This is a genomic window from Nocardia sp. NBC_00881 (assembly GCF_045207455.1).
Taxonomy (GTDB): Bacteria; Actinomycetota; Actinomycetes; order Mycobacteriales; family Mycobacteriaceae; genus Nocardia.
In genome coordinates, this window is sequence record NZ_CP108798.1 from 1480839 (window position 1) to 1499730 (window position 18892).

At 66.5% G+C, this 18892-nt stretch carries 24 protein-coding genes and 2 pseudogenes; 17 read left to right on the forward strand and 9 right to left on the reverse strand.

The window, feature by feature from the left end:
- Positions 1-151 precede the first annotated feature (151 nt).
- Positions 152-571: a hypothetical protein gene (locus OH799_RS06150; protein ID WP_406276595.1), complete on the forward strand. Its 420-nt coding sequence runs from the start codon at positions 152-154 to the stop codon at positions 569-571.
- Positions 565-825, forward strand: coding sequence for a hypothetical protein (locus OH799_RS06155; RefSeq protein ID WP_406276597.1), 261 nt, complete (start codon positions 565-567; stop codon positions 823-825). Before OH799_RS06150 ends, OH799_RS06155 begins: the two co-directional genes overlap by 7 nt.
- Positions 826-1210: 385 nt before the next feature.
- On the opposite strand, the gene OH799_RS06160 is transcribed toward OH799_RS06155, so the two are convergent.
- On the reverse strand, positions 1211-1384 hold the full coding sequence (locus OH799_RS06160) for a hypothetical protein (protein WP_406276599.1): 174 nt from the start codon (positions 1382-1384) through the stop codon (positions 1211-1213).
- A gap of 131 nt (positions 1385-1515) precedes the next feature.
- Here OH799_RS06160 and OH799_RS06165 point away from each other — a divergent pair, with 131 nt between their 5' ends.
- From OH799_RS06165 to OH799_RS06185, 5 genes are all read left to right on the forward strand, one after another.
- A complete protein-coding gene (locus OH799_RS06165; protein ID WP_406276601.1) occupies positions 1516-1992 on the forward strand; it encodes a DUF1772 domain-containing protein in 477 nt (158 codons plus the stop codon).
- Positions 1993-2298: 306 nt separating this feature from the next.
- Positions 2299-2697 (forward strand): PPOX class F420-dependent oxidoreductase, encoded by a 399-nt coding sequence (locus OH799_RS06170; RefSeq protein WP_406276603.1) that lies wholly within the window; start codon positions 2299-2301, stop codon positions 2695-2697.
- Positions 2698-3162: 465 nt separating this feature from the next.
- Positions 3163-4185, forward strand: a complete 1023-nt coding sequence (locus tag OH799_RS06175; protein ID WP_406276605.1) for an NADP-dependent oxidoreductase — start codon at positions 3163-3165, stop codon at positions 4183-4185.
- Complete coding sequence (locus OH799_RS06180; protein WP_406276607.1) at positions 4182-4364, forward strand: hypothetical protein; 183 nt, start codon at positions 4182-4184, stop codon at positions 4362-4364. Before OH799_RS06175 ends, OH799_RS06180 begins: the two co-directional genes overlap by 4 nt.
- 101 nt (positions 4365-4465) lie before the next feature.
- On the forward strand, positions 4466-4834 hold the full coding sequence (locus tag OH799_RS06185) for a hypothetical protein (RefSeq protein WP_406276609.1): 369 nt from the start codon (positions 4466-4468) through the stop codon (positions 4832-4834).
- Here the strand turns inward: OH799_RS06185 and OH799_RS06190 are convergent.
- Together OH799_RS06190 and OH799_RS06195 are read right to left on the reverse strand one after the other, a co-directional pair.
- On the reverse strand, positions 4816-5298 hold the full coding sequence (locus tag OH799_RS06190) for a hypothetical protein (protein WP_406276611.1): 483 nt from the start codon (positions 5296-5298) through the stop codon (positions 4816-4818). The two genes, OH799_RS06185 and OH799_RS06190, sit on opposite strands and share 19 nt — an antisense overlap.
- Positions 5299-5336: 38 nt before the next feature.
- Positions 5337-6251, reverse strand: coding sequence for a helix-turn-helix transcriptional regulator (locus OH799_RS06195; protein ID WP_406276613.1), 915 nt, complete (start codon positions 6249-6251; stop codon positions 5337-5339).
- Positions 6252-6657: 406 nt separating this feature from the next.
- On the opposite strand from OH799_RS06195, the gene OH799_RS06200 reads away from it, so the two are divergent.
- The 4 genes from OH799_RS06200 to OH799_RS06215 all read left to right on the forward strand — a co-directional run bounded on the left by OH799_RS06200 (position 6658) and on the right by OH799_RS06215 (position 9690).
- On the forward strand, positions 6658-7164 hold the full coding sequence (locus tag OH799_RS06200; protein ID WP_406276615.1) for a cyclophilin-like fold protein: 507 nt from the start codon (positions 6658-6660) through the stop codon (positions 7162-7164).
- An 81-nt stretch (positions 7165-7245) separates the two neighbouring features.
- Complete coding sequence (locus tag OH799_RS06205) at positions 7246-7449, forward strand: SDR family oxidoreductase (RefSeq protein ID WP_406276617.1); 204 nt, start codon at positions 7246-7248, stop codon at positions 7447-7449.
- Positions 7450-7479: 30 nt separating this feature from the next.
- A complete protein-coding gene (locus OH799_RS06210; protein WP_406276619.1) occupies positions 7480-8505 on the forward strand; it encodes a zinc-dependent alcohol dehydrogenase family protein in 1026 nt (341 codons plus the stop codon).
- A 51-nt stretch (positions 8506-8556) separates the two neighbouring features.
- Positions 8557-9690 (forward strand): alpha/beta hydrolase, encoded by a 1134-nt coding sequence (locus tag OH799_RS06215; protein ID WP_406276621.1) that lies wholly within the window; start codon positions 8557-8559, stop codon positions 9688-9690.
- A gap of 97 nt (positions 9691-9787) precedes the next feature.
- On the opposite strand, the gene OH799_RS06220 is transcribed toward OH799_RS06215, so the two are convergent.
- Positions 9788-10084, reverse strand: coding sequence for a hypothetical protein (locus OH799_RS06220; RefSeq protein WP_406276623.1), 297 nt, complete (start codon positions 10082-10084; stop codon positions 9788-9790).
- Between the two features lie 768 nt (positions 10085-10852).
- On the opposite strand from OH799_RS06220, the gene OH799_RS06225 reads away from it, so the two are divergent.
- The 3 genes and pseudogenes from OH799_RS06225 to OH799_RS06235 all read left to right on the forward strand — a co-directional run bounded on the left by OH799_RS06225 (position 10853) and on the right by OH799_RS06235 (position 12057).
- Complete coding sequence (locus tag OH799_RS06225; RefSeq protein WP_406276625.1) at positions 10853-11380, forward strand: hypothetical protein; 528 nt, start codon at positions 10853-10855, stop codon at positions 11378-11380.
- Between the two features lie 58 nt (positions 11381-11438).
- Positions 11439-11723: pseudogene (gene casB, locus OH799_RS06230) on the forward strand (type I-E CRISPR-associated protein Cse2/CasB); the annotation flags it as partial.
- Positions 11710-12057, forward strand: coding sequence for a type I-E CRISPR-associated protein Cse2/CasB (locus tag OH799_RS06235; protein WP_406281859.1), 348 nt, complete (start codon positions 11710-11712; stop codon positions 12055-12057). The pseudogene casB and the gene OH799_RS06235, both read left to right, overlap by 14 nt.
- 33 nt (positions 12058-12090) lie before the next feature.
- Here OH799_RS06235 and OH799_RS06240 read toward each other — a convergent pair.
- From OH799_RS06240 to OH799_RS06260, 5 genes and pseudogenes are all read right to left on the reverse strand, one after another.
- Positions 12091-12183 (reverse strand): annotated as a pseudogene (locus OH799_RS06240) (SDR family mycofactocin-dependent oxidoreductase); the annotation flags it as partial.
- A gap of 45 nt (positions 12184-12228) precedes the next feature.
- Complete coding sequence (locus OH799_RS06245) at positions 12229-13425, reverse strand: thiolase C-terminal domain-containing protein (protein ID WP_406276626.1); 1197 nt, start codon at positions 13423-13425, stop codon at positions 12229-12231.
- On the reverse strand, positions 13422-13931 hold the full coding sequence (locus tag OH799_RS06250; RefSeq protein ID WP_406276628.1) for a Zn-ribbon domain-containing OB-fold protein: 510 nt from the start codon (positions 13929-13931) through the stop codon (positions 13422-13424). Before OH799_RS06250 ends, OH799_RS06245 begins: the two co-directional genes overlap by 4 nt.
- A 359-nt stretch (positions 13932-14290) precedes the next feature.
- On the reverse strand, positions 14291-14899 hold the full coding sequence (locus tag OH799_RS06255; RefSeq protein ID WP_406276630.1) for a TetR/AcrR family transcriptional regulator: 609 nt from the start codon (positions 14897-14899) through the stop codon (positions 14291-14293).
- 77 nt (positions 14900-14976) lie between these two features.
- Positions 14977-15771 carry a FadR/GntR family transcriptional regulator gene (locus OH799_RS06260; protein ID WP_406281862.1) on the reverse strand — a complete coding sequence of 265 codons (795 nt, stop codon included), beginning with the start codon at positions 15769-15771 and terminating at the stop codon, positions 14977-14979.
- 204 nt (positions 15772-15975) lie between these two features.
- Between OH799_RS06260 and OH799_RS06265 the strand changes: the two genes are divergently transcribed.
- The 3 genes from OH799_RS06265 to OH799_RS06275 all read left to right on the forward strand — a co-directional run bounded on the left by OH799_RS06265 (position 15976) and on the right by OH799_RS06275 (position 18886).
- Positions 15976-17145 (forward strand): thiolase family protein, encoded by a 1170-nt coding sequence (locus OH799_RS06265; protein ID WP_406276632.1) that lies wholly within the window; start codon positions 15976-15978, stop codon positions 17143-17145.
- 113 nt (positions 17146-17258) lie between these two features.
- Positions 17259-18071: a crotonase/enoyl-CoA hydratase family protein gene (locus OH799_RS06270; RefSeq protein WP_406276634.1), complete on the forward strand. Its 813-nt coding sequence runs from the start codon at positions 17259-17261 to the stop codon at positions 18069-18071.
- Between the two features lie 41 nt (positions 18072-18112).
- Positions 18113-18886: an SDR family NAD(P)-dependent oxidoreductase gene (locus OH799_RS06275; RefSeq protein WP_406276636.1), complete on the forward strand. Its 774-nt coding sequence runs from the start codon at positions 18113-18115 to the stop codon at positions 18884-18886.
- Positions 18887-18892: the final 6 nt, after the last annotated feature.

Below are 18892 nucleotides of genomic sequence, written 5' to 3' on the forward strand. Positions count from 1 at the left end.
CCGGTCCCGCCGCCGCCACATCGTCGTCGGGCTCGCGGTCTACTCGGTCACGGCTCTCAGCTGCTGGGCCGGCGGCTGCATGGGGCGCTACCGCTCGCCCGCGATGTCGCTCGCGGCCGCGACCCACCCAGCCTCGGACTCGGGAGACCGAATGACGAATCGTGCCGGCACCCCGGTCCAGTGCGTGCTCCCGATCTTCCCGACCTTCGTGTTCTTCGACTGGTACAACACGCTGTCCACGGCCCAGTTCTGGGACTCGATCCTCGGCAACGAACGCCACCCTTTGGCCGGGCCGCTCAACGCCGCACTCGAAGACCTGTTCCGGGGCCGCAAGGAATTCGTCGGCGCCTGGATGCGCGGCCTGGTCACCGACGAACAGGTCATCGACACCCTGAACCTCACCCTCCCACGTGGCTACAACGACGACTATTTGCTGCGAGAGCTGTTGCGGAACTGCCGCAACGCCAAGATCAACCCGGCCATGTCCGACATCGTCCGAGCCCTGCGCGACCGCGGGTTCCTCGCCGTTGCCTCGGACAATGCTTCGTCCACGCCGCGCCCCGGGTGCTGACCAGCGAGCTGCGCATCGACGAGCTGATCGTCTCCTCATCGGTCAGATCGCTGAAGACAGAGTCACCGGACCGGTTCTTCGGCCCAACCTTAGACCGGTACGGCCGGACCCCGGCCGACGCGGTCCTCATCGACGACTGTGCCGACACCTGCCAAATATTCCGCGACTGGGGCGGATCCGCGTACCACTTCACCGAACCCGGACAGCTGCGGTCCGACATCGCCCACCTCCTGCCCGAACTGGCTGGCGTGTGAACTGACCGGGTGTCGACCCGGGCGATCCGGGTGCTCCCGCACCTCACCAGCGGTTACGGATGCAGCCACGCCAGGCGCGGCCCCTTTCTGGCGTATTCGGGTCCCACCCGTATCCGAACCGAGCAATGCCCAGCGCTGCCCCCCAAAGGGCCGACATCCCTGGTTTCGCCCCGTAGATTCCGCACACGGTTTGTGACTCCATTCGTGGTTTCGGCGCGCTGCGGTTTCGCGATTCCGGTGCGCCGAATCGAGTTTGTGCCAGTAACGACCATTTTTGACCCATCGCATCGCGCGGTATGCGGCAGATGAATGCGTTTCTGCGGGTGGTGTCGGTGCGTGGCATCACTGGGCGGCACGTCAGTCACCGGCGTCGAGGCGGGGGTTGTCAGGTGCCGTCGATCGCTGACCCCGACGCGGTCAGGCCGCCCGCAACCCGGTCGACGGAGACCGGGACCGCGACGAGCCTCAGCACCACCAGCGGAACGAGCAGGCCGAAGATCTGCCAGCGTTCTGTGACCGGCTTGCCGGGCGACAGCGTCCGCTCGGCCGGAGCGGGCATGTGCAGCTTGCTGATCCGCGCGCGGGCCTGCGGTAGCGATCGAAATATAGCTACGCTAGACAAGCTAGCGGACGAATGTTACCGTTGCTCTAGTTTCTAACTCTGCTAGAATTTTGGAAGGGAAGCCGAAAATGCTCATTGTCACCGGCCAGACCATCGCCGCCGCCGCCGTTCTCTCCAATGCCATCGTCTATGGCACCGATGTCAGCGTGGCCGTGATCACCCGGTCCGTGTACCGCAAGCTCGATGACGCGACCGTGACCATGAGTGCGGGATGGGGTCACTATTACGGCGATAAGCGCATGCCGGTTGTCGGTGCGGTCGGTGTGGTCACCGCGGTACTCACGCTGCTGATCGCGCTGCTGGCCGGGCAGATCGGCGCCGCTGTCGCGGCGGGGATCACGGTGGCGGCACTGTTCACCTGGCTCGCCTTCTACGTCCGCATCGCCAAGCCGATCAATTCCCAGCAGACCGCCGCTGCGCAGAGCGGCATCATTCCGGCCAACGCCCGTGCGCTGCAGGACAAGTGGGACAGCATTCTGAAGTACCGGGTCACCCTGCAGTTCATTGCCATTGCTGGACTGTGCGCCGCGCTGATCCTGTTCTGATCTCAGAGCACGGGGTAGGCGGTGTCACGCGCGAGTAGGTGGTCGGTGCGCCAGTAAAAGCACAGGCGCAGCTCGGATGTATGTGCGGTCGCGAGACCGCGGAGAAGCAGTAGCAGTCCGTCGCCAGCGAAGCTGACATCGAGAGGGGAGGAGGTAGCCATCCTCCACGATGTCGCGGTCCCGCTGAGCCGCCGACGCAAGACGCGCGGGACGCGGCAGGCAACAGCTTGCGCTTCCCGCACCCAACAACTTCCGGCGGATCGCCGGGGGAACACCTGATATCGAATTCACTGAGGAGTAACTGACATGACCTTCACCATCAATGAACAGCAGTTCCTCGCCGAGGCCGGGATCGGTCGGCTGGCCACGGTGTCGCCCGACGGCGTAGTGCAGAATAACCCGACCAGCTATCGGGTGAACGCCGACGGAACGATCGACATTGGGGGCATGCGGATGCGTGCCAGTCGAAAGTACCGCAATGTCGAGGCGGGCAGCCGGGTGTCGTTCGTCATCGACCAACAGGTTTCATTGGAGCCATACGTGATTCGCGGCATCGAGGTACGCGGCACGGCGGAGGCGCTCGATGACCAGGAGCCACCGTTCCAACCCCAGGAACGCGCGGTCATCCGAATTCACCCCGAACGGGTCATCTCCTGGGGCATCGACAGCGGATCCTTCGACTTCACCAGTCGCGGCGCCGAGTAGTCAGCCATCGTGGGCGATCCCACAAGAACGGCCGGCACCGACCGTCCGGCAGCGAGCGGAATGGACCGCGACGCGAGTGAGACCAGGCACCACGACACCGGTTACGCCGCCCCTACCCACCCACAGAAGGAACCAGTTCATGACCACTCCCAGCGCGCCGCGCGCGTTCGACTTCGATGCCACCCCCAGCATCGCCGTGCTCCCCGCGCCAGCGGGGATGATTCGGAGTCACCACGGGGGAGCCAGGGCCACCGCGCGTGTGTCGTTTGCCACCGTGGTGCCACCACGGTGCCAGTCGTGGGACCACGACAGAAGGTGATCAGCCGAGAGAACATGTTCCTGATTCGCCGTGCGACCGATCAGGTGGCGGCGGCATCTGAAAGTCCGGATCCGCCGAGTTCCGTACGTGTTGATCGGAACGGTAAATGGTTCGAAGGCTATGTGGGGGTGCTCTAGCATCGCCGGGTGGCGGATGTGGTGAATCGGCAGTGGGTCCTGCGGCGGCGGCCGGAGGGCGCCTTGCGGGACGAGGATTTCGAGCTGAAGAACGGGACCGTGCCGGTTCCGGGGCAGGGGGAAGCCCTGGTCAGGGTGCACTGGCTCGGTATTGATCCCACGCAGCGTGGCTGGCTCAACGAGGCCGACAACTACATCGGTGCCGTACCGGTCGGAGCGGTGATGCGTGGTAGCGGTATCGGGGAGGTGGTCCGCTCGAACGATCCGCGCTATCCGGTCGGAAGCTGGGTCGCGGGAATGGTGGGGTGGCAGGACTACGCTGTGGCGTCCGAGGGCGGATTGTTCGGGCTGAACCTGATTCCCGACGGTGTGCCGCACACGCTCATGCTGAGCCTGTTCGGAGCACCTGGCCTGACCGCATACTTCGGTATGATGGACGTCGGTCGTCCCGAGCCGGGGCAGACGGTGCTGGTATCGGCCGCGGCCGGCGTGACCGGGTCCATCGCGGGCCAGATCGCAAAAGCGTTGGGCTGCAAGGTCATCGGGATCGCGGGCGGCCCGCGCAAATGTTCTTGGATCACCGATTGCGCGGGCCTGCACGCCGCCATCGATTACCAGCACGACGACATCGACGCCTCTCTGACCCGCTTGGCCCCGAACGGCATCGACGTCTTCTTCGACGGTGTCGGCGGCCGCATCCTCGAATGCGGCCTGGCACACCTCGCGCGCCGCGCTCGTATCGTGCTGGCCGGAGCCATCTCGTCCGGCTATCAAGGCTCCGATCCTTCGTCCGGCCCACGGAACTACATGCGCCTGGCCCTCGACCGAGCACGCATGGAAGGCTTCATTTTCCTCGACTATCTGGACCGATTCCCGGAAGCCTTCACGGCGTTGCGCGACTGGCACGACCAGGGAAACATCACGATCGCCGAAACCGTAAGTAGCGGACTGGAATCCGCACCGAGCGCGTTGCGCGCCGTCTTCGAGAGTGGCAACCTCGGCAAGCAGCTGGTCCAGATCGTGCAACCGTGAAGTGCTCGCTGGATTACACGCTCGACAAAGAGGCAATGGAGCATGTCTTCGTTCCGAAGCGCAAACTGGATGGACTGGTGAAGTCACTGGGTGGCGAAGAAGCGACGATGACGAAGATCATCGAGACCGTTCAAGGTGTTCCGGATGTGTATAAGGCTCGAATCCTGTGGTGCGCATAGTCAATGGCCAAACCGTCCATATTCGCGCGCAATGATCGACGGTGTCTTCAAAATCGGTACCGCATACATTCCATGATGTAGCGCGGGAACCGAGGAGATTGATGAGTAGTACACCGATTCCGCCGCGAGCGTTGACCGATCTCGAAACCAGCGTCGTCACCAAGCTGCTGTCGTCGAACGCCCCCGGCGCCTCCGAGTATCTGGCGCAGGTGCCGTATTCGCAGGTCGTCGCAACATGGGGTGTCGGTTCACCGAGTGTCGATCTGGCGGTGCGGCCCGGTGCGGTGCAAGCATCCGGTTCGCCGAACGGGATCTTCGCCAGCGGAGCGGTCACCGACCGCAACGGATCACCGATCGGCGAGGTCATTCTATGGGTCGAGAACGGTTGGCTCAGTGGAATCGAGTACGCCTGGCATACGGACGAACGCCCACACGCGCTGCCCGAGCCCGGTCAGATCGAGCTTCTGTAGCGCAAGACGATGATTAAGGGTGCGTATTGGGGGACGCCGCCGCCGATAGCGCCGGGGATGATGAGCTGGCCGATGTGAATGTTCTCCGGTGCGAGGGCATCGTGGAGCATGGCGGCGTAGGCGGATTCGCCGGCGAAGGCGATAGAGGCGCCCGCGACGGCAGGGTTGGGGGCGGCTGCGCTGGAGCCGTTGACGAACAGGATGGTGCCGCGGCCCAGGGCGCGCATTCCGGGCAGGACATGGTTGAACTCGGTGACGGGGCCGAGGATGGAGAATTCGGTTGCAGTGGCGAGATTTCGACGGTGGTATCGAGGACCAAGCGCAGGAACTCCTTGGGAGCACGGGACTGTATTGGAGCACTTCGATCGGGCCGAGTTCAGCGGCGGCTCGTTCGAGTGCTCCTTCCTGCCGAACCGTGCCGCGGTGGCCGCACCCAGGCCCGGGCCGGCGCCGATGATCGCCATCGCGGTCATCCTCGTCCTCTCGAAGGCAGGTTGACGGGCTATTCGCCGGTGGTGGTGGGCTGGTCGGCCGGCGCTGGTGAATGGATGTTGGTGGCGGCCCAGGTGCCGAGCAGGGTCATCGCGTCGGCCGAGGGCGTGGCGGGTTCGACGGTGTAGAAGTTGAGAACCAGGCCAGGGTCGGCGGGCAGCGGCATCGTCTCGTAGCCGATGCTGATATCGCCGACGACGGGGTGGTGGAAGGACTTGGTTCCGGTGTAGTGCAGGCGCACATTGTGTTTGGCCCAGCGGACACGGAATTCCTCGCTGCGGGTGGACAACTCACCGACCAGGTCGGAGATGCCGCGGTCATACGGGTCGCGCCCGGCGTCGGTGCGCAGCAGATTGACCGCGCCGTCGGCCATGTAGTCCCAGTCTGGGTAGAAGTCGTGAGCGAGGGGGTCGAGGAAGCAGAACCGCACGAAGTTGACCAGCTTGGAGACATCCGGTGTCAGTGGGTCGGGGTAGAGGGGACTGTAGAAGGCGTAGCCGAGCTGGTTTGCCGCGACGAGGTCGTGGCGGGCGTTGCGGATGAACGCGGGCCCGCGGTAAGTATCGAGCAGGGTCTGTACTCCTGGGCGTAGGGTCTTCGCAGTACGTCGCGGCCGTCGTTGTGGGCTGATCAGGGCGTTGCGGTGCAGGTCGAACAGGTGTGAGCGTTCGGCGTCGTCGAGTTGCAGTGCGCGGGCGATGGCGTTGAGGACGGTTTCGGAGACGCTGTTGACCTTGCCGCGTTCGATCTGGGTGTAGTAGTCGACCGAGAGTCCGGCCAGGGTGGCGACTTCTTGGCGGCGCAGGCCGGGGACGCGGCGTTTGGCTGCGTCGTAGACCGGTAGCCCGACCTGGTCGGGGGTGATCTTGGCGCGTCGTGAGGCCAGGAACTGGCCGATCTCGGCGGCGCGGTTGTTCGACTCCATGTTCTCGAGGCTAAGCCTGCTGCCTGCGTGTTTGCCAGGTGCTGTGAGGGGGGTGCTGTCAGCACCCCCCTAATCCTCACCTCCCATAACCCTGATCGACCCGGTTGCATGGACTGCGGAGCGGAGGACAGCTCTCAGTCCCTGGAATTCTTCGACATCGACGAGGTGAGATGAACACGCCGACCATCGCGCGGGCCGCGCGCGGGCACGCGGCTGCCTGTGCTGGTGGGTGCTCGGCGCGGCGATCACCGCAACCGCACTGATCCTGATTGCCGTGCTCGCCGCCACGCGAACCCGTATTCGCAGCGGCAACACGCCGACGCAACCCGGTCAGCGGCCGCAGCGCGTCCTGGCCGGGGTGAGCTGAGCTATGCGCCGCACTTCCACCATCGACAGGAGAAATCGCATGCGACTGAGGGCTACCACCCTGTTCGCGCTGAGCGCGATAGCGGCCGCGGCGATCATCACCGCCTGCTCCAACGCCCCGAAATCACCCGGCCCGACCCCACCTGCCGGTGCCACGCAACCAGCGACGACACCGCCAGGCCAGGAGGCAACGTTCATGCAGATCCGACTGCGCATCGGCGCCGCAGAAGCCACCGCGCGCCTCTACGACATCCCCACCGCCCGCGACTTCGCCTCCCTGCTGCCGCTTACCCTCACCGTCCACGACCTCGGTAGCCGTGAGAAGGCCGGGACGCTGCCGCGTGCACTCGGCGACGGGCGAGGTCGATCCGGTTACCGCGCCGGGCAGCTCGGCTACTGGGCGCCTAGCCACGACCTGGCCATCTACTACCACGAAGACGGCTTTCGCATCCCCAACCCCGGGATCGTAATGATCGGCGAAATCGACACCGGTCTCGACGCCGTCACCGCCGCGGACAGCAGCGCCCTCACCATCACCGCCGCCTGACCACCCGAAAGGAGCGCACCTCCGAACCCCACCTATGACTTCACCGGATAGGTCGCCTTCGTCACCGGCGCGGCCTCGGGCGTGGGCCTGGCCACCGCGACCGCGTTCGCCCGGATGATCGCCTCCGGCGATCTGGACCCCGGCCAGGCAGCCGCCGACGAACCCATCGGCCGCCTCGGCACCGCCGAGGAAGTGGCCGCGGCCGTGCTGTGGCTGTGCAGCCCCGGCGCCAGCTATGTCGTCGGTGTCGCGCTGCCCGTCGACGGCGGCTACACCGCCCGCTGAAACACCAACACCCCTGACAGGAGATTCCTCATGCGTGGAGTAGTCATGTACGCCCCCGGCGATGTTCGTGTCGTTGACCGCGAGGACCCGAAGATCGTCGAGCCCACCGACGCGCTCATCCGGCTCACCGCCACCTGCATCTGCGGGTCCGATCTGTGGCCCTACCGCGGCGTCGAACCCGTCGACCGCACCCTCATGGGCCACGAATACGTCGGCATCGTCGAAGAAATCGGCACCGACGTACGCACGCTCGAGGTCGGCGACTTCGTGGTCGGCTCGTTCTGCATCTCGGACAACACCTGCGAGATCTGCCGGTCAGGTTTCCAATCCTGTTGTGTGCACGGCTCGTTCGTCGCAGGCGCCATCGGCACCCAGTCCGAATTGGCTCGCATCCCCTATGCCGACGGCACCCTCGTCGCGACACCGGCCATGCCCGAGCCCGACCTGATCCCGTCGCTGCTGGCAGCCTCCGACGTGCTCGGCACCGGCTGGTTCGCCGCCGTGGCCGCCGCAGCCGGTCCCGGCAAAACCGTCGCCGTGGTCGGTGACGGCGCGGTCGGCCTGATGGGCGTCCTCGCCGCGAAACAGCTGGGCGCCGAACGGATCATCGCGATGTCCCGCCACGCCGACCGCCAGGCCCTGGCCCGCGAATTCGGCGCCACCGACATCGTTGAGACCCGCGGTGACGAAGGTGCGGCCGCTATCAAGGACCTTACCGGTGGACTCGGCGCACACGGCGTCATCGAGGCCGTCGGCACCCAGGAATCGATGATGCAGGCCATCAACTCCACCCGCCCCGGTGGGCACGTCGGCTACGTCGGTGTCGCCCACGACGGCGTCACCCTGCCGGTCGACCGCCTGTTCTTCGCCGAAGTCCACCTCCTGGGCGGCCCGGCCCCGGTCCGCCGCTTCCTGCCAGGCCTCATCGACCGCATCTGGAACCGAACGATCGACCCCGGCAAGGTCTTCGACCTCACTCTTCCCCTGGACAAGGCCGCCGAGGGCTACAAGGCAATGGACGAACGCCGAGCGATCAAAACCCTGCTCACCGTCTGACCACCGAACTCACCCGGACAACCGAAGAAATCTGCACCAGGAGTAACACCCATGATCACCACCACGACTGTCCGGCGACATTCTCGCCGCTGGGCACGCATTGCCGGAGCCGGCGCCGCAACCCTCGCTGTTCTAGTCGCCTCGGCCTGCTCCGGCGCCGACTCGGGCACGACCTCGGCCGCACCGGTGACACCGATGGCGAACCTGGCCTCCGGTGACCTGTCGCGCGGCGCGGACAACTTCTACACCAGCGACCAGGTCACCATGCAGCCGGTGAAGTTCAAGAACCAGTACCAGATGGACGTCACCGGCAACCTGTTCATCCCCAAGAACCTCGCCCCCGGCACCCGCGCCGCCGCCATGGTGGTCGGACACCCCATGGGCGCGGTCAAAGAGCAGAGCGCCAACCTCTACGCCACCAAAATGGCCGAACAAGGCTTCGTCACCCTCGCCCTGGACCTGGCGTTCTGGGGCGGCAGCGCGGGAGAACCCCGCAACGCCGTCGCCCCCGACCTCTACACCGAGACCTTCTCCTCCGGCGTCGACTACCTGCGCACCCAGGACACCGTCGACCCCGAGCGCATCGGCGCGCTCGGCATCTGCGGCAGCGGCAGTTTCGTTATCTCCGCGGCCAAGATCGATCCCCGCATCAAAGCCGTCGCCACCATCAGCATGTACGACATGGGCGCAGCCAACCGCAATGGACTCAACCACTCCGTCACCCCGCAACAGCGCCAGGCAATCCTTGCCCAAGCCGCCGCGCAGCGCGATGTCGAATTCCGTGGTGGCCCCACCGAATACACCAGCGGAACCGTCCACGAACTGACCGCGAACTCAACCCCCACCGAACGCGAGTTCTACGACTTCTACCGCACCCAGCGCGGCGCCGTCACACCCAAGGGCGCGAGCCCGGACACCACCACCCACCCCACCCTGTCGAGCAACGCCAAGTTCATGAACTTCTACCCGTTCAACGACATCGAAACCATCTCGCCACGGCCGCTGCTGTTCATCACCGGCGAGAACGCCCACTCCCGCGAATTCAGCGAAGAGGCCTACCGCCTCGCCGGTGACCGCAAGGAGTTGGTGATCGTGCCCGGCGCCGGTCACGTGGATCTCTACGACCGCACCGAGCTGATCCCGTTCGAAAAGCTCACCTCGTTCTACACGCAGAACCTCGCCTGAGCATCACGAATTCGCGGATCGGACCGGCGTGCAGCAACAATGCCCGCCGGACCGATCCGCAGCACCTACACCGAACGACACTCGGGATCAATGGCTGTCACGGCAACACGGGTCCCCGCCGACACAATGTCGATGGGCTCCACCGAGCTGGCTGCGTGAGCAGTCCGCGCGCGCTGTCATATTGGCGTTCGACGTATTCCACCAGTGCGGGCAGCAGCGGCTGCCGCAGCCGTATGCGATCATCGATGCGTTCCTCGAGCCGACGTCGTCGTTTGCTGTACCCGCGCAGCTCGCCATAGGGAATAGGGCACGGTACCGCCCACCGCGCCCAGGTGCCGGGAGCCTCGGTGGCGCAGCTGTGCAGATCGAAGTACTGCGCGCGCACTAGCATCACGATGCGGCTCCGGCCGCGGCCTCGCGTAGTGCTCCTAGAGGCGATCGAACAAGTCGTCGACCCGTACGCGCCTACAACAGCTCAGAGACGACAGGTTGGCGTGGCGCAGGATCCGTTGCATTTCAGACGATGTCATGGCCGGATCAGCGACCAGGTGGATCGCGGCGGTGCGGCGCAGGTCGTGCAGGGTCCAGTTCGCACCCAATCGGTCGTTGGTCCGCTGCAACACCCGCCGCATCGCCGAATACGACAGCGGCCGTGACTCGCTGCGCAGCGCGCGGAACACCAGCTGCCCGAGTGGGGGCGGGCCTTTCTTACCAGAAGTAGATGAGAGGGCAGGGGCCCGGGGCCGAGGTCAGAGATGGTGCGTTTGGCGGTGAAGGCGTGTTCTATCTCGGCGAACAGCGTCGTATGCCTTGTCCGCGTGCAGCTTCGCGGGTTTGCGGCGGCGCCGACCACGCCGCGGCCGGATCGCGGGTACAGATTTCACGAGCGGTTCAGCGCCTCGGCGTCGTTAGTGTTCGCCGCCGAAACTCTCACCGACGAAGGGATCCTCGCACACTCGGAGAGCGCTTGGATCTTCGAGCCGGACTCGCCACTCCGTCTGCGACCAACTGCCAAACTCGGGTTCCAGAGGTTGGGGAGGACGGTGTTGTTGAGACAGCAGCGGTGCCGGATAGGGGACGTTAAGTCGATGTTAGGCCGATTGCAAGTCTGCGCCGCAATCATTCGACAGCTAGGTACAGCTGGGACAGGAGTTGACATATCGTGAAACAACGAGCGAGCACGGCTATCGGGATTGCCGCGGTTGGAATCGTGGCCGTGGGGCTACTGGCGCCGCGGGCCGCCGCCGATCCGGATCCGCAGCGACATACGCTCGCGCCCGGTGTCTGGTGCGTGGGGACGACTTGCCGCAATGACACCGATCAGACCCATCGTATCGACTGGGATGCGATCTGCTGGAATCTCGGAGCGGCGGCGGAGTGGGTCACTGTTCCGGGGCAGCATACCTGGGTGGGACCGCATAACTGGGCGGGCCTCAACACGGACTGCCCCACCGAGCAGGAACCGGGCAAATGGGTGCAGGACCCTCCCTACTACATGGGTTACTACAACGACAGCCTGAACTACTTCGAATACCCCAAGCCGCGCTGGGAGCCCGGCGACACCCACAAGGGTGTGGTCCGGGATGCACGGTACACCGGTGCGGTTCCGGATAACTCGCAGCCTCCCGCCCCCTCACCGACCCAATCTCTCCTGTCTCTCCTGGGTCTCCCCAGCGGGTCGGCTGGCTGAACGAGTCCCCTCGGCTCCTCAGTGCAGGTAGAGAAGTGCGCTCCCCGCAGATGCGGGGATGAACCCCTGGCAAGGTCAGCCCTACTTTCGCAGCTCAGCGCGCTCCCCGGCCCTTCCCGATCGACGCGAGTATCTACCCGCAGAACGTGACGGGGCGCCAACGGCGTCGGAGCAAGCCGCGCACGACGCCATCACGCTGCATGCCTGGCATCAGCAATCCAGGACCGAACCGATGCACCGCCGCGGCGTGTCGTTCGAGGGTGCGCTGCGCACACTGGGCCAACGGGCGAATTCCGAAGAGGCGGTCCGGCGGCGTTTCCACGCATTGGGTGCTGCGTTGCAGGACGACGCAGCGGCTGGTTTACCTGCGCGGGCTCATCAGCCAGTTGCGCACGCACTCAATTCCGCTGGACTACGGCAGAGTTGCCCGGGATCTGCGCCGACTCGACGACCGAGGGTTCGCTCCCCGGCTCCTTCTCGATTGGGGGCGCGACTACCACCGCGGCCTGGGCCCCTGCAGTCGTGGGGTGTGGCGAGCAGGTTCGCTCGACGAGACACCCAGCAATAGCCGTCCAAGAGAGTGGAGTGCTCGGTCTAATCGCCGCCGCGCAGGGGCGGCGACGCACCGACCCCGTCGAAGGCGAGCTCGTCGGGCTTGCGTTCGGTGTGCGCATTGACCAACACGAATCGACCCATAAAGTGACCTCGCCGATCGCGATGATCGCCGCGCCTTCGCGGGCTAGCCGAATTACGTGGCTGCGACCCTGCGCGCGGGCGGCGCCGGTGACGAATGCGGTCTTTCCGGAAAAGAAGCATGAAGTTTCCTCGTCGCCGTTCGTGGTGCCGGCTCAAGCCGCGCGCAGGACGATGCCCTGAGCGTTGAAGAACAGCCCCCCGGGCGTCAGCAGCGCGGCCCGGGCGCTGCTCACCTGCCGCTCGCCGGCGTCCTGACGAAGCTGCAGCACGGCCTCCCGGAGATGTCCGGCACCCTGGGACCCGCCTTCGGACAGGCTGCCGCCGTGCGGGTTGATCGGCACCCGGCCGTCGATCAGGACGCGGTGCCTGCTCTGGTCCCAGTGCTCGGCGAGGAAATCACCGGCCTCGCCGGGATTGCAGAACCCGTACGTCTCCAGGCAGAGCAAGGTGATGAAGGAGAAGCCGTCGTAGGGGAACAGCACGTCGACGTCCCCGATGCCCAGGTCGCTGCGGGCCAGCAGCGCCTGCGACGACACCGTCTGCCCGGTGTGGTCCAGGCTCGCGGTGAGGTGTTCTTCCGGATGGGCGGTCATCCCCATCGAGAGCGCATGCACCAGAACGGGGTTCGCCGGGGTGTCCCGCGCGCGCTCGGTGGTGGTCACCACGAAGGCGTCGGCGCCGTCCACGGGGACGTCCATGTCGTATATGCACAGCGGCTCGCGGATCATACGACCGTTGAGGTAGTCCGCCATGCTGAGCCGCTCCCGCATCACCGCGCCCGGGTTGTCCGCCGCGCCGGCCCGGCCGTTCAAAGCGACCAGGCCGAAGTCCTGCCGATCCCGCGCGAAGGTGTCGAGGTAGCGGGCGGCCCAGGCGGCGTACCCGGTGGGTCCGAACAAGCCCCACGGCTCGGACTCGGTGTGGCCGTCGCCCATGATCGCGCGGCCGTCCGGCAGGCCCGCGGCCGCTCTGGCCCGGAACGCGTCGCGGCCGAGCCGGTACATCGAGTGGTAGACGAGCACCGCGTTCGCGGTGCCGGACCACACGGCGTTGACGGCCGCGGTGAGGTGATTGCCGATGGGCGGGCGGACGCCGGCCCAATAGGTCACCGCGGGAAGACCAAGTGCAGAGACCACGACCGCGGGGTCGATGCCGTTGGTGTGCAGCCCGCCACCCACCACGCCGTCGATCTCGCCGGCGGTCAGGCCCGCGTCCGCGATGGCCGCGGTCGCCGCCTCGAGGACCATAGCGAGTTCGGTCCTGCCCCGGTCCCGGGCATAGAGCGATCGCCCGAGCCCGGCGATGGCGATGCGATCCTTGATCGGATTGCGCTGGAGGAGAAGGTTCATCGGGTGTTCTCCTTCCCGGCCACGGCGCGGAATGCGGGCCACGGCACGCCGTCCCGGTCGATCCAGACCAGTTGCACGGGCTGTCCGATACGCTGCAGCGCGTCCGGCGTCTCGACCAGCGGCGCCGTGATCCGCAGACCCACCTGCTCGGCGAGTTCGACGGCGGCGAGCGGCCACGGTGGTGAGTAGTCCACGACGGGTGGCCCCTGATACAGCCGGGTCAGCAGATGGACCGTCCCTACCCCCTGGACTGCCCGGGCCGTGACGTCGGCGAACCAGCAGGACGGGCAGATGGGACGCAAGGGGGTGTGCCACAGTCGGCAGTGCGGGCACCAGCCCGCCCGCAGTTCGTGCACGAGCAGGCCGCGGTAGTACTCGATGTTGACCTGATCCAGCCGGATGCGCGGAAAGCGCTGGAAGACTTCCTCATCGGCAGGCACTCGGGCGTCTTCGGCCGCCCCAGTCGTGGTGCCGGAACTGCCTGCTACCGATGATTCGCCGACCATTCGTAGTCCCTTGTCTCGCTGGCTATCCTTCTCCGATCTTCGGCCCGCGAGCCCTCCTGGAGAAGAGGTGTCGACCCGAACCTTGTTCTCCTGCGCAAATGCGCCGCCCTTCCGGTTCGATGGACCGTTCCGTACCACTCGCCGGAACCGCAGCAATTGCACGGCTACTAGCCGGAGGGCTGGCGAGTGCCGTTCGTGCCGGCGGTCGATTGCTGCGACAGCGCCAACCTCCACACCCGAATGAGGTCACGGGCGCACTGGATCTATACACCGGCGTCCTGGTGGCGCTGTGCGACGCCCGCCGACGCGACTCGGTCTCTCGACCCTGATCGAATACATTTTCGCGCAGGCTAACGGGCTCAGGTGGGGAGTTCGCGCCCCACCGGCCCGGATCCGTCCACGACCTCCGCGCAGCGCGCGAACATCTGGCGGACGAGTTCACTCAGCCCGCTCGACGAGCTGGTCTTGTCCCAGAACCGGAGGGCCGTGTTGAGGCAGGTGACGGCGACCGAGGCGACGAGCGTGTCGTCCTCCGACGGCTCGCTGCGCCCCTGCTCGGCCGCCAGCCTGCGCGCGATGTCACGTTCCCAGCGCAGTCGCATCCGCAAGCTCCGCGGCTCCAGTTGCCGATTCGTCATGACCAGGTGAGTGAGCCGGAAGGTGCGCTCGTCCTCGAGGTCGACGGCGAAGGCAGCGACCGGCTCGGCGAGGGCGGCCACCGACACCGAGCGGTCCGTCCGCTCAGACACCCGCTCCACCATCGCGGCCGCGGATTGGTCCTCGTCCGCGAACAGCACGTCCTCCTTGCTGGGGAAGTGCCGGAAGAACGTCGCGATCGACACGCCCGCCGCCTTGGCGATCTGCTCGATCGTGGTGGCGTCGTAGTTTTGCTGCTCGAGCAGGGTGATGGCGGCCGCAGCGATGTCGTCGCGGGTGCGTAGACGGTTTCGCTCTCGCAGTGTGCTCACGGCAGCTCCCGATAATCCTGATAGTTACTCTCGAAATGAGAATCCTACTCGAAATTGGGAGGTGATGGAGCCGGTAGTCACGAGAGCACGTCGACCACGGTCGCTTCGGAGTTGCCCACCATGAACCTGGCCACACCCTCTAGGTGGCGCCGCCAATATGCCTGCGCAGCCGCGACATCCGCGTCCCCGAGCAGCTTGGCCAGCTTGGTCCAGGCCCGCTGCGCCGCGCGATTCGCCGACCTCGCCTGGCCGGATTCGTGCTCGGCGATGAAGACGACGTTGTGCACCGCGATGATCTTGAACAACATCTCCGCGAGAATGTTGAGCGTGGTGTTGTCGGTCAGTTCGACCACCGTCCGGTGTAGCCGCACGTCGTGCTGGGCGTAGGCCTCGTTGTCGTCGACGAGGTGGGTCCCCTCCTGCACGAGCCGGTCCAGCTTGTCCAGGCCGGCCGCGGAGGCGCGGTCCCTGCCAGTGCCCAGCATGCCGACCGCGGCCACCTCGAGTTCGGTGCGCGCACGGTAGACGTCGATCAGCGGAGTTCCTCGATACTGCAGCAGGAGTCCGGTGTGGCGAGCGGCCACCGCGTCGTCCAGCGCGAGCGCCCTGGCGCCGCCGTGTGCGCCGCGCAGTACCGTGATGAGGGACTCGGATTCCAGAATGCGGAACGCCTCGCGCAGAGTCGGCCGAGAGACGCCGAAGTGCTCCATCAGCGCCGCCTCGTTGGGCAGGGGGTCGCCCACGGACAGCTCACCGGTGATGATCCGCCGCCGTAGGTCGGCTGCCACCAGTTCACCGGCTTTCGGCACCTTGACTACGTTCGTTTTGACCGGATTGACCACGGAGTCCTCGCTCGTCTCGTACGTGCCCATTCGCACGAAATCGTGCTAGGCGTCCGAAGTGATGAGTCATTCCCCAGGGCGCAATGAGTAAGACTGTTTAACTGATACTACTCCTTGTGGTCCATTGCCACGGCGCAGCAGTCTCCTGGGGTGTCGAGCCCGGGTATTGCGCAGAGGTCCTGGTGAAATGTAATAATTTAACTATTTCCGCCATCGATCCGAGAGGACTCCCAGATGCGTGACGCTGTGATCGTCGAGGCTGTGCGCACACCGGTCGGCAAGCGAGGGGGCGGTCTGGCCGGCGTGCATGCCGTCGAGATGTCCGCCCTGGTACTCAAGGCGCTCGCCGAGCGGACCGGCATCGACCCGGCCGTCGTGGGCGACGTGCATTGGGGAAATGTACTGAGCATCGGGCAGCAGTCCGGCAACGTGGGCCGGATGGCGGTACTCGGCGCCGGCTGGCCGGAATCCGTCCCGGGCTTCACCCTCGACCGGCAGTGCGGGTCGTCGCAACAGGCGATCTCCACCGCGGCCGCTGCAGTGATCTCCGGCCAGGTCGATGTGGTGGTGGCCGGTGGCGTCGAGATGATGTCGGCTGTACCGATGGGTGCCGGGCGGGTTTCCGGCACCGGTGAGATGGGTGGTCCCGCGGTCGACCGGTACGCCGAGCGGCTCACCGACCCAGCCTTCGGCGGTACGTTCAACCAGGGCGTCGGCGCCGAGCTGATCGCCGAACAGTGGAATTTGTCCCGGACCCGGCTGGACGAGTGTGCCATCCGCTCGCACGAGCTGGCGGCCGCGGCTCAGGATGGCGGTGACTTCGACCGGGAGATCATCCCGGTCCAGAGCGCGGACACCAAGGTTGAACTGGACGAGGGCGTTCGCCGCGGTTCCACCGTGGAGAAGCTGGCGACCCTGAAGACGCCGTTCAAGGAGGGCGGGCGGATCACCGCGGGCAACGCGTCGCAGATCTCCGACGGCGCGGCCGGCGTGCTGATCACGACCTCGGAGAAGGCAGCCCGCCTCGGGCTCACCCCGCTGGCCCGGGTGCACACCGCGGTGGTGACCGGCGACGACCCGGTGAAGATGCTCACGGGGCCCATTCCGGCGACCGCGCTGGCCCTGCGCAAGTCCGGGCTCGGCATCGACGACATCGACGCGTTCGAAGTCAACGAGGCCTTCGCGGCGGTGCCGCTGGCCTGGCAGATCGAGACCGGCGCGGACGAGGCGAAGCTCAACCCGTTGGGTGGCGCCATAGCGCTCGGACACCCGCTCGGCTGCTCCGGCGCCCGCCTAGCGACCACGCTGGTCCATTACCTGGTCCGCACCGGCAAGCGGTACGGCCTGCAGACCATGTGCGAGGGCGGCGGCACCGCCAACGCCACCATCTACGAACGGATCTGAGTACGGCAGCCGGAGCCGTGGCGGACGTTCAAGGCCGACTCGGGCCCGTTTGACCACACCCGGGAGACCCGTGGCGGGACACTTCCGAAATAGATATATAGTTGTACTATAAAATGAGATTGTCTCGCCGCTCCCAGGAAGGTCGCGTCGTGTCAGACCAGACCCAAGCCCCCGCTGTCATCGTCGAACAGTGCGATCGTGTTCTCGTGGTCACGATCAACCGTCCCGAGGCCCGCAACGCCGTGAACACCGCGGTCAGCCAGGGATTGGCCGACGCGATGGATCGACTCGACAGCAGCGCCGACCTGTCGGTGGGCGTGCTCACCGGCGCCGGCGCCAACTTCTGCGCCGGTATGGACCTGAAGGCGTACCTGGCGGGGGAGGCCATCGCCGTCGACGGCCGTGGGCTGGGCTTCACCGAGGCGCCGCCGCGCAAGCCGGTCATCGCCGCGGTCGAAGGTTTCGCTCTGGCCGGTGGCGCTGAACTGGCCCTGGCGACCGACCTGATCGTCGCTTCGCGCACCGCGGCCTTCGGACTCCCCGAGGTCAAGCGCGGCCTCGTGGCGGGTGGCGGTGGTCTGCTCAGGCTGCCGCGGCGCATCCCGTACCAGGTCGCCATGGAGCTTGCGCTGACCGGCGAGAATTTCTCCGCTGAACTCGGCTTCCGGTACGGGCTGATCAACCGCCTGGTGGAGCCGGGCGAGGCGCTCGCCGGTGCGCTCGAACTGGCCGCGCGCATTTGCCGCAACGGCCCGCTCGCCGTGGCAGCGACCAAGCAGATCATCGTGGAGTCGAGCGGCTGGACCGACGCCGAGGCGTTCGATCGGCAGCGGGACGTGCTCGAGCCGGTCTTCGACTCCCAGGACGCCCGCGAAGGGGCTGAAGCTTTCGCGCAGAAGCGCGAACCGGTGTGGGCGGGCAAGTGAGCCCGCATCGCATCGCCGTGGCGACATCGAACGGAGAACGCATGACTATCCCAGCGAGCGATGTAGCACTGGTCACCGGCGGCGCGGGAGGGCTCGGTGAGGCCGTCGTCCGCTGCCTGCGCAAGGCGGGGATGAAGGTCGTGGTCGCCGACCTCGCCGATGAACGCGCCGAGGCCCTGGTCGGCGCTCTCGGCGCCGGCGCCGTGTACCAGCGCACCGACGTGACCTCCGAGGACTCGGTGCTCGCGGCACTGGACGCCGCCGCGGAACTGGGCACGCTGCGCCACGTCGTCATCGCCCACGGTGGCTGGGGTGTCGCCGAGCGGGTGGTCAACCGGGATGGCAGCCCGGCCTCGCTGGAGGGCTTCACCAAGACCCTCGACCTCTACCTGGTCGGCACCTACAACGTGCTGCGACTGGCCGCGGCGCGGATGGCGGCGAATGAGCCGACCGCTGCGGGGGAGCGGGGATCGGTGGTGTTCACCGCGTCGATCGCGGCGTACGAGGGCCAGATCGGCCAGACTGCCTACGCGGCGGCCAAGGCGGGGATCGTCGGCCTCACCCTGGCCGCGGCTCGTGACCTGAGTTCGGTCGGCATCCGGGTCAACACCATCGCGCCCGGCACCATGCGCACGGCGATCATGGAATCGGTGGGCGAGGACGCTCTGGCCAAGTTCACTGGCAACGTCCCGTTCCCGAAGCGGCTCGGTGACCCCGAGGAATTCGCGGCACTCGCCGAGCACCTGCTGACCAACGGCTACATCAACGGCGAGGTGGTCCGGCTGGACGGCGCGCAGCGCTTCGGGCCGCGCTGAGCCGAT

Bases quoted from the DNA above. Each gene is read 5' to 3' on its own strand.
- OH799_RS06150 (WP_406276595.1), top strand. From the start codon at position 152: ATGACGAATCGTGCCGGCACCCCGGTCCAGTGCGTGCTCCCGATCTTC.
- OH799_RS06160 (WP_406276599.1), bottom strand. From the start codon at position 1,384: ATGCCCGCTCCGGCCGAGCGGACGCTGTCGCCCGGCAAGCCGGTCACA.
- OH799_RS06165 (WP_406276601.1), top strand. From the start codon at position 1,516: ATGCTCATTGTCACCGGCCAGACCATCGCCGCCGCCGCCGTTCTCTCC.
- OH799_RS06170 (WP_406276603.1), top strand. From the start codon at position 2,299: ATGACCTTCACCATCAATGAACAGCAGTTCCTCGCCGAGGCCGGGATC.
- OH799_RS06185 (WP_406276609.1), top strand. From the start codon at position 4,466: ATGAGTAGTACACCGATTCCGCCGCGAGCGTTGACCGATCTCGAAACC.
- OH799_RS06190 (WP_406276611.1), bottom strand. From the start codon at position 5,298: ATGGCGATCATCGGCGCCGGCCCGGGCCTGGGTGCGGCCACCGCGGCA.
- OH799_RS06195 (WP_406276613.1), bottom strand. From the start codon at position 6,251: ATGGAGTCGAACAACCGCGCCGCCGAGATCGGCCAGTTCCTGGCCTCA.
- OH799_RS06200 (WP_406276615.1), top strand. From the start codon at position 6,658: ATGCGACTGAGGGCTACCACCCTGTTCGCGCTGAGCGCGATAGCGGCC.
- OH799_RS06210 (WP_406276619.1), top strand. From the start codon at position 7,480: ATGCGTGGAGTAGTCATGTACGCCCCCGGCGATGTTCGTGTCGTTGAC.
- OH799_RS06215 (WP_406276621.1), top strand. From the start codon at position 8,557: ATGATCACCACCACGACTGTCCGGCGACATTCTCGCCGCTGGGCACGC.
- OH799_RS06245 (WP_406276626.1), bottom strand. From the start codon at position 13,425: ATGAACCTTCTCCTCCAGCGCAATCCGATCAAGGATCGCATCGCCATC.
- OH799_RS06250 (WP_406276628.1), bottom strand. From the start codon at position 13,931: ATGGTCGGCGAATCATCGGTAGCAGGCAGTTCCGGCACCACGACTGGG.
- OH799_RS06260 (WP_406281862.1), bottom strand. From the start codon at position 15,771: ATGGGCACGTACGAGACGAGCGAGGACTCCGTGGTCAATCCGGTCAAA.
- OH799_RS06265 (WP_406276632.1), top strand. From the start codon at position 15,976: ATGCGTGACGCTGTGATCGTCGAGGCTGTGCGCACACCGGTCGGCAAG.
- OH799_RS06270 (WP_406276634.1), top strand. From the start codon at position 17,259: ATGAGATTGTCTCGCCGCTCCCAGGAAGGTCGCGTCGTGTCAGACCAG.
- OH799_RS06275 (WP_406276636.1), top strand. From the start codon at position 18,113: ATGACTATCCCAGCGAGCGATGTAGCACTGGTCACCGGCGGCGCGGGA.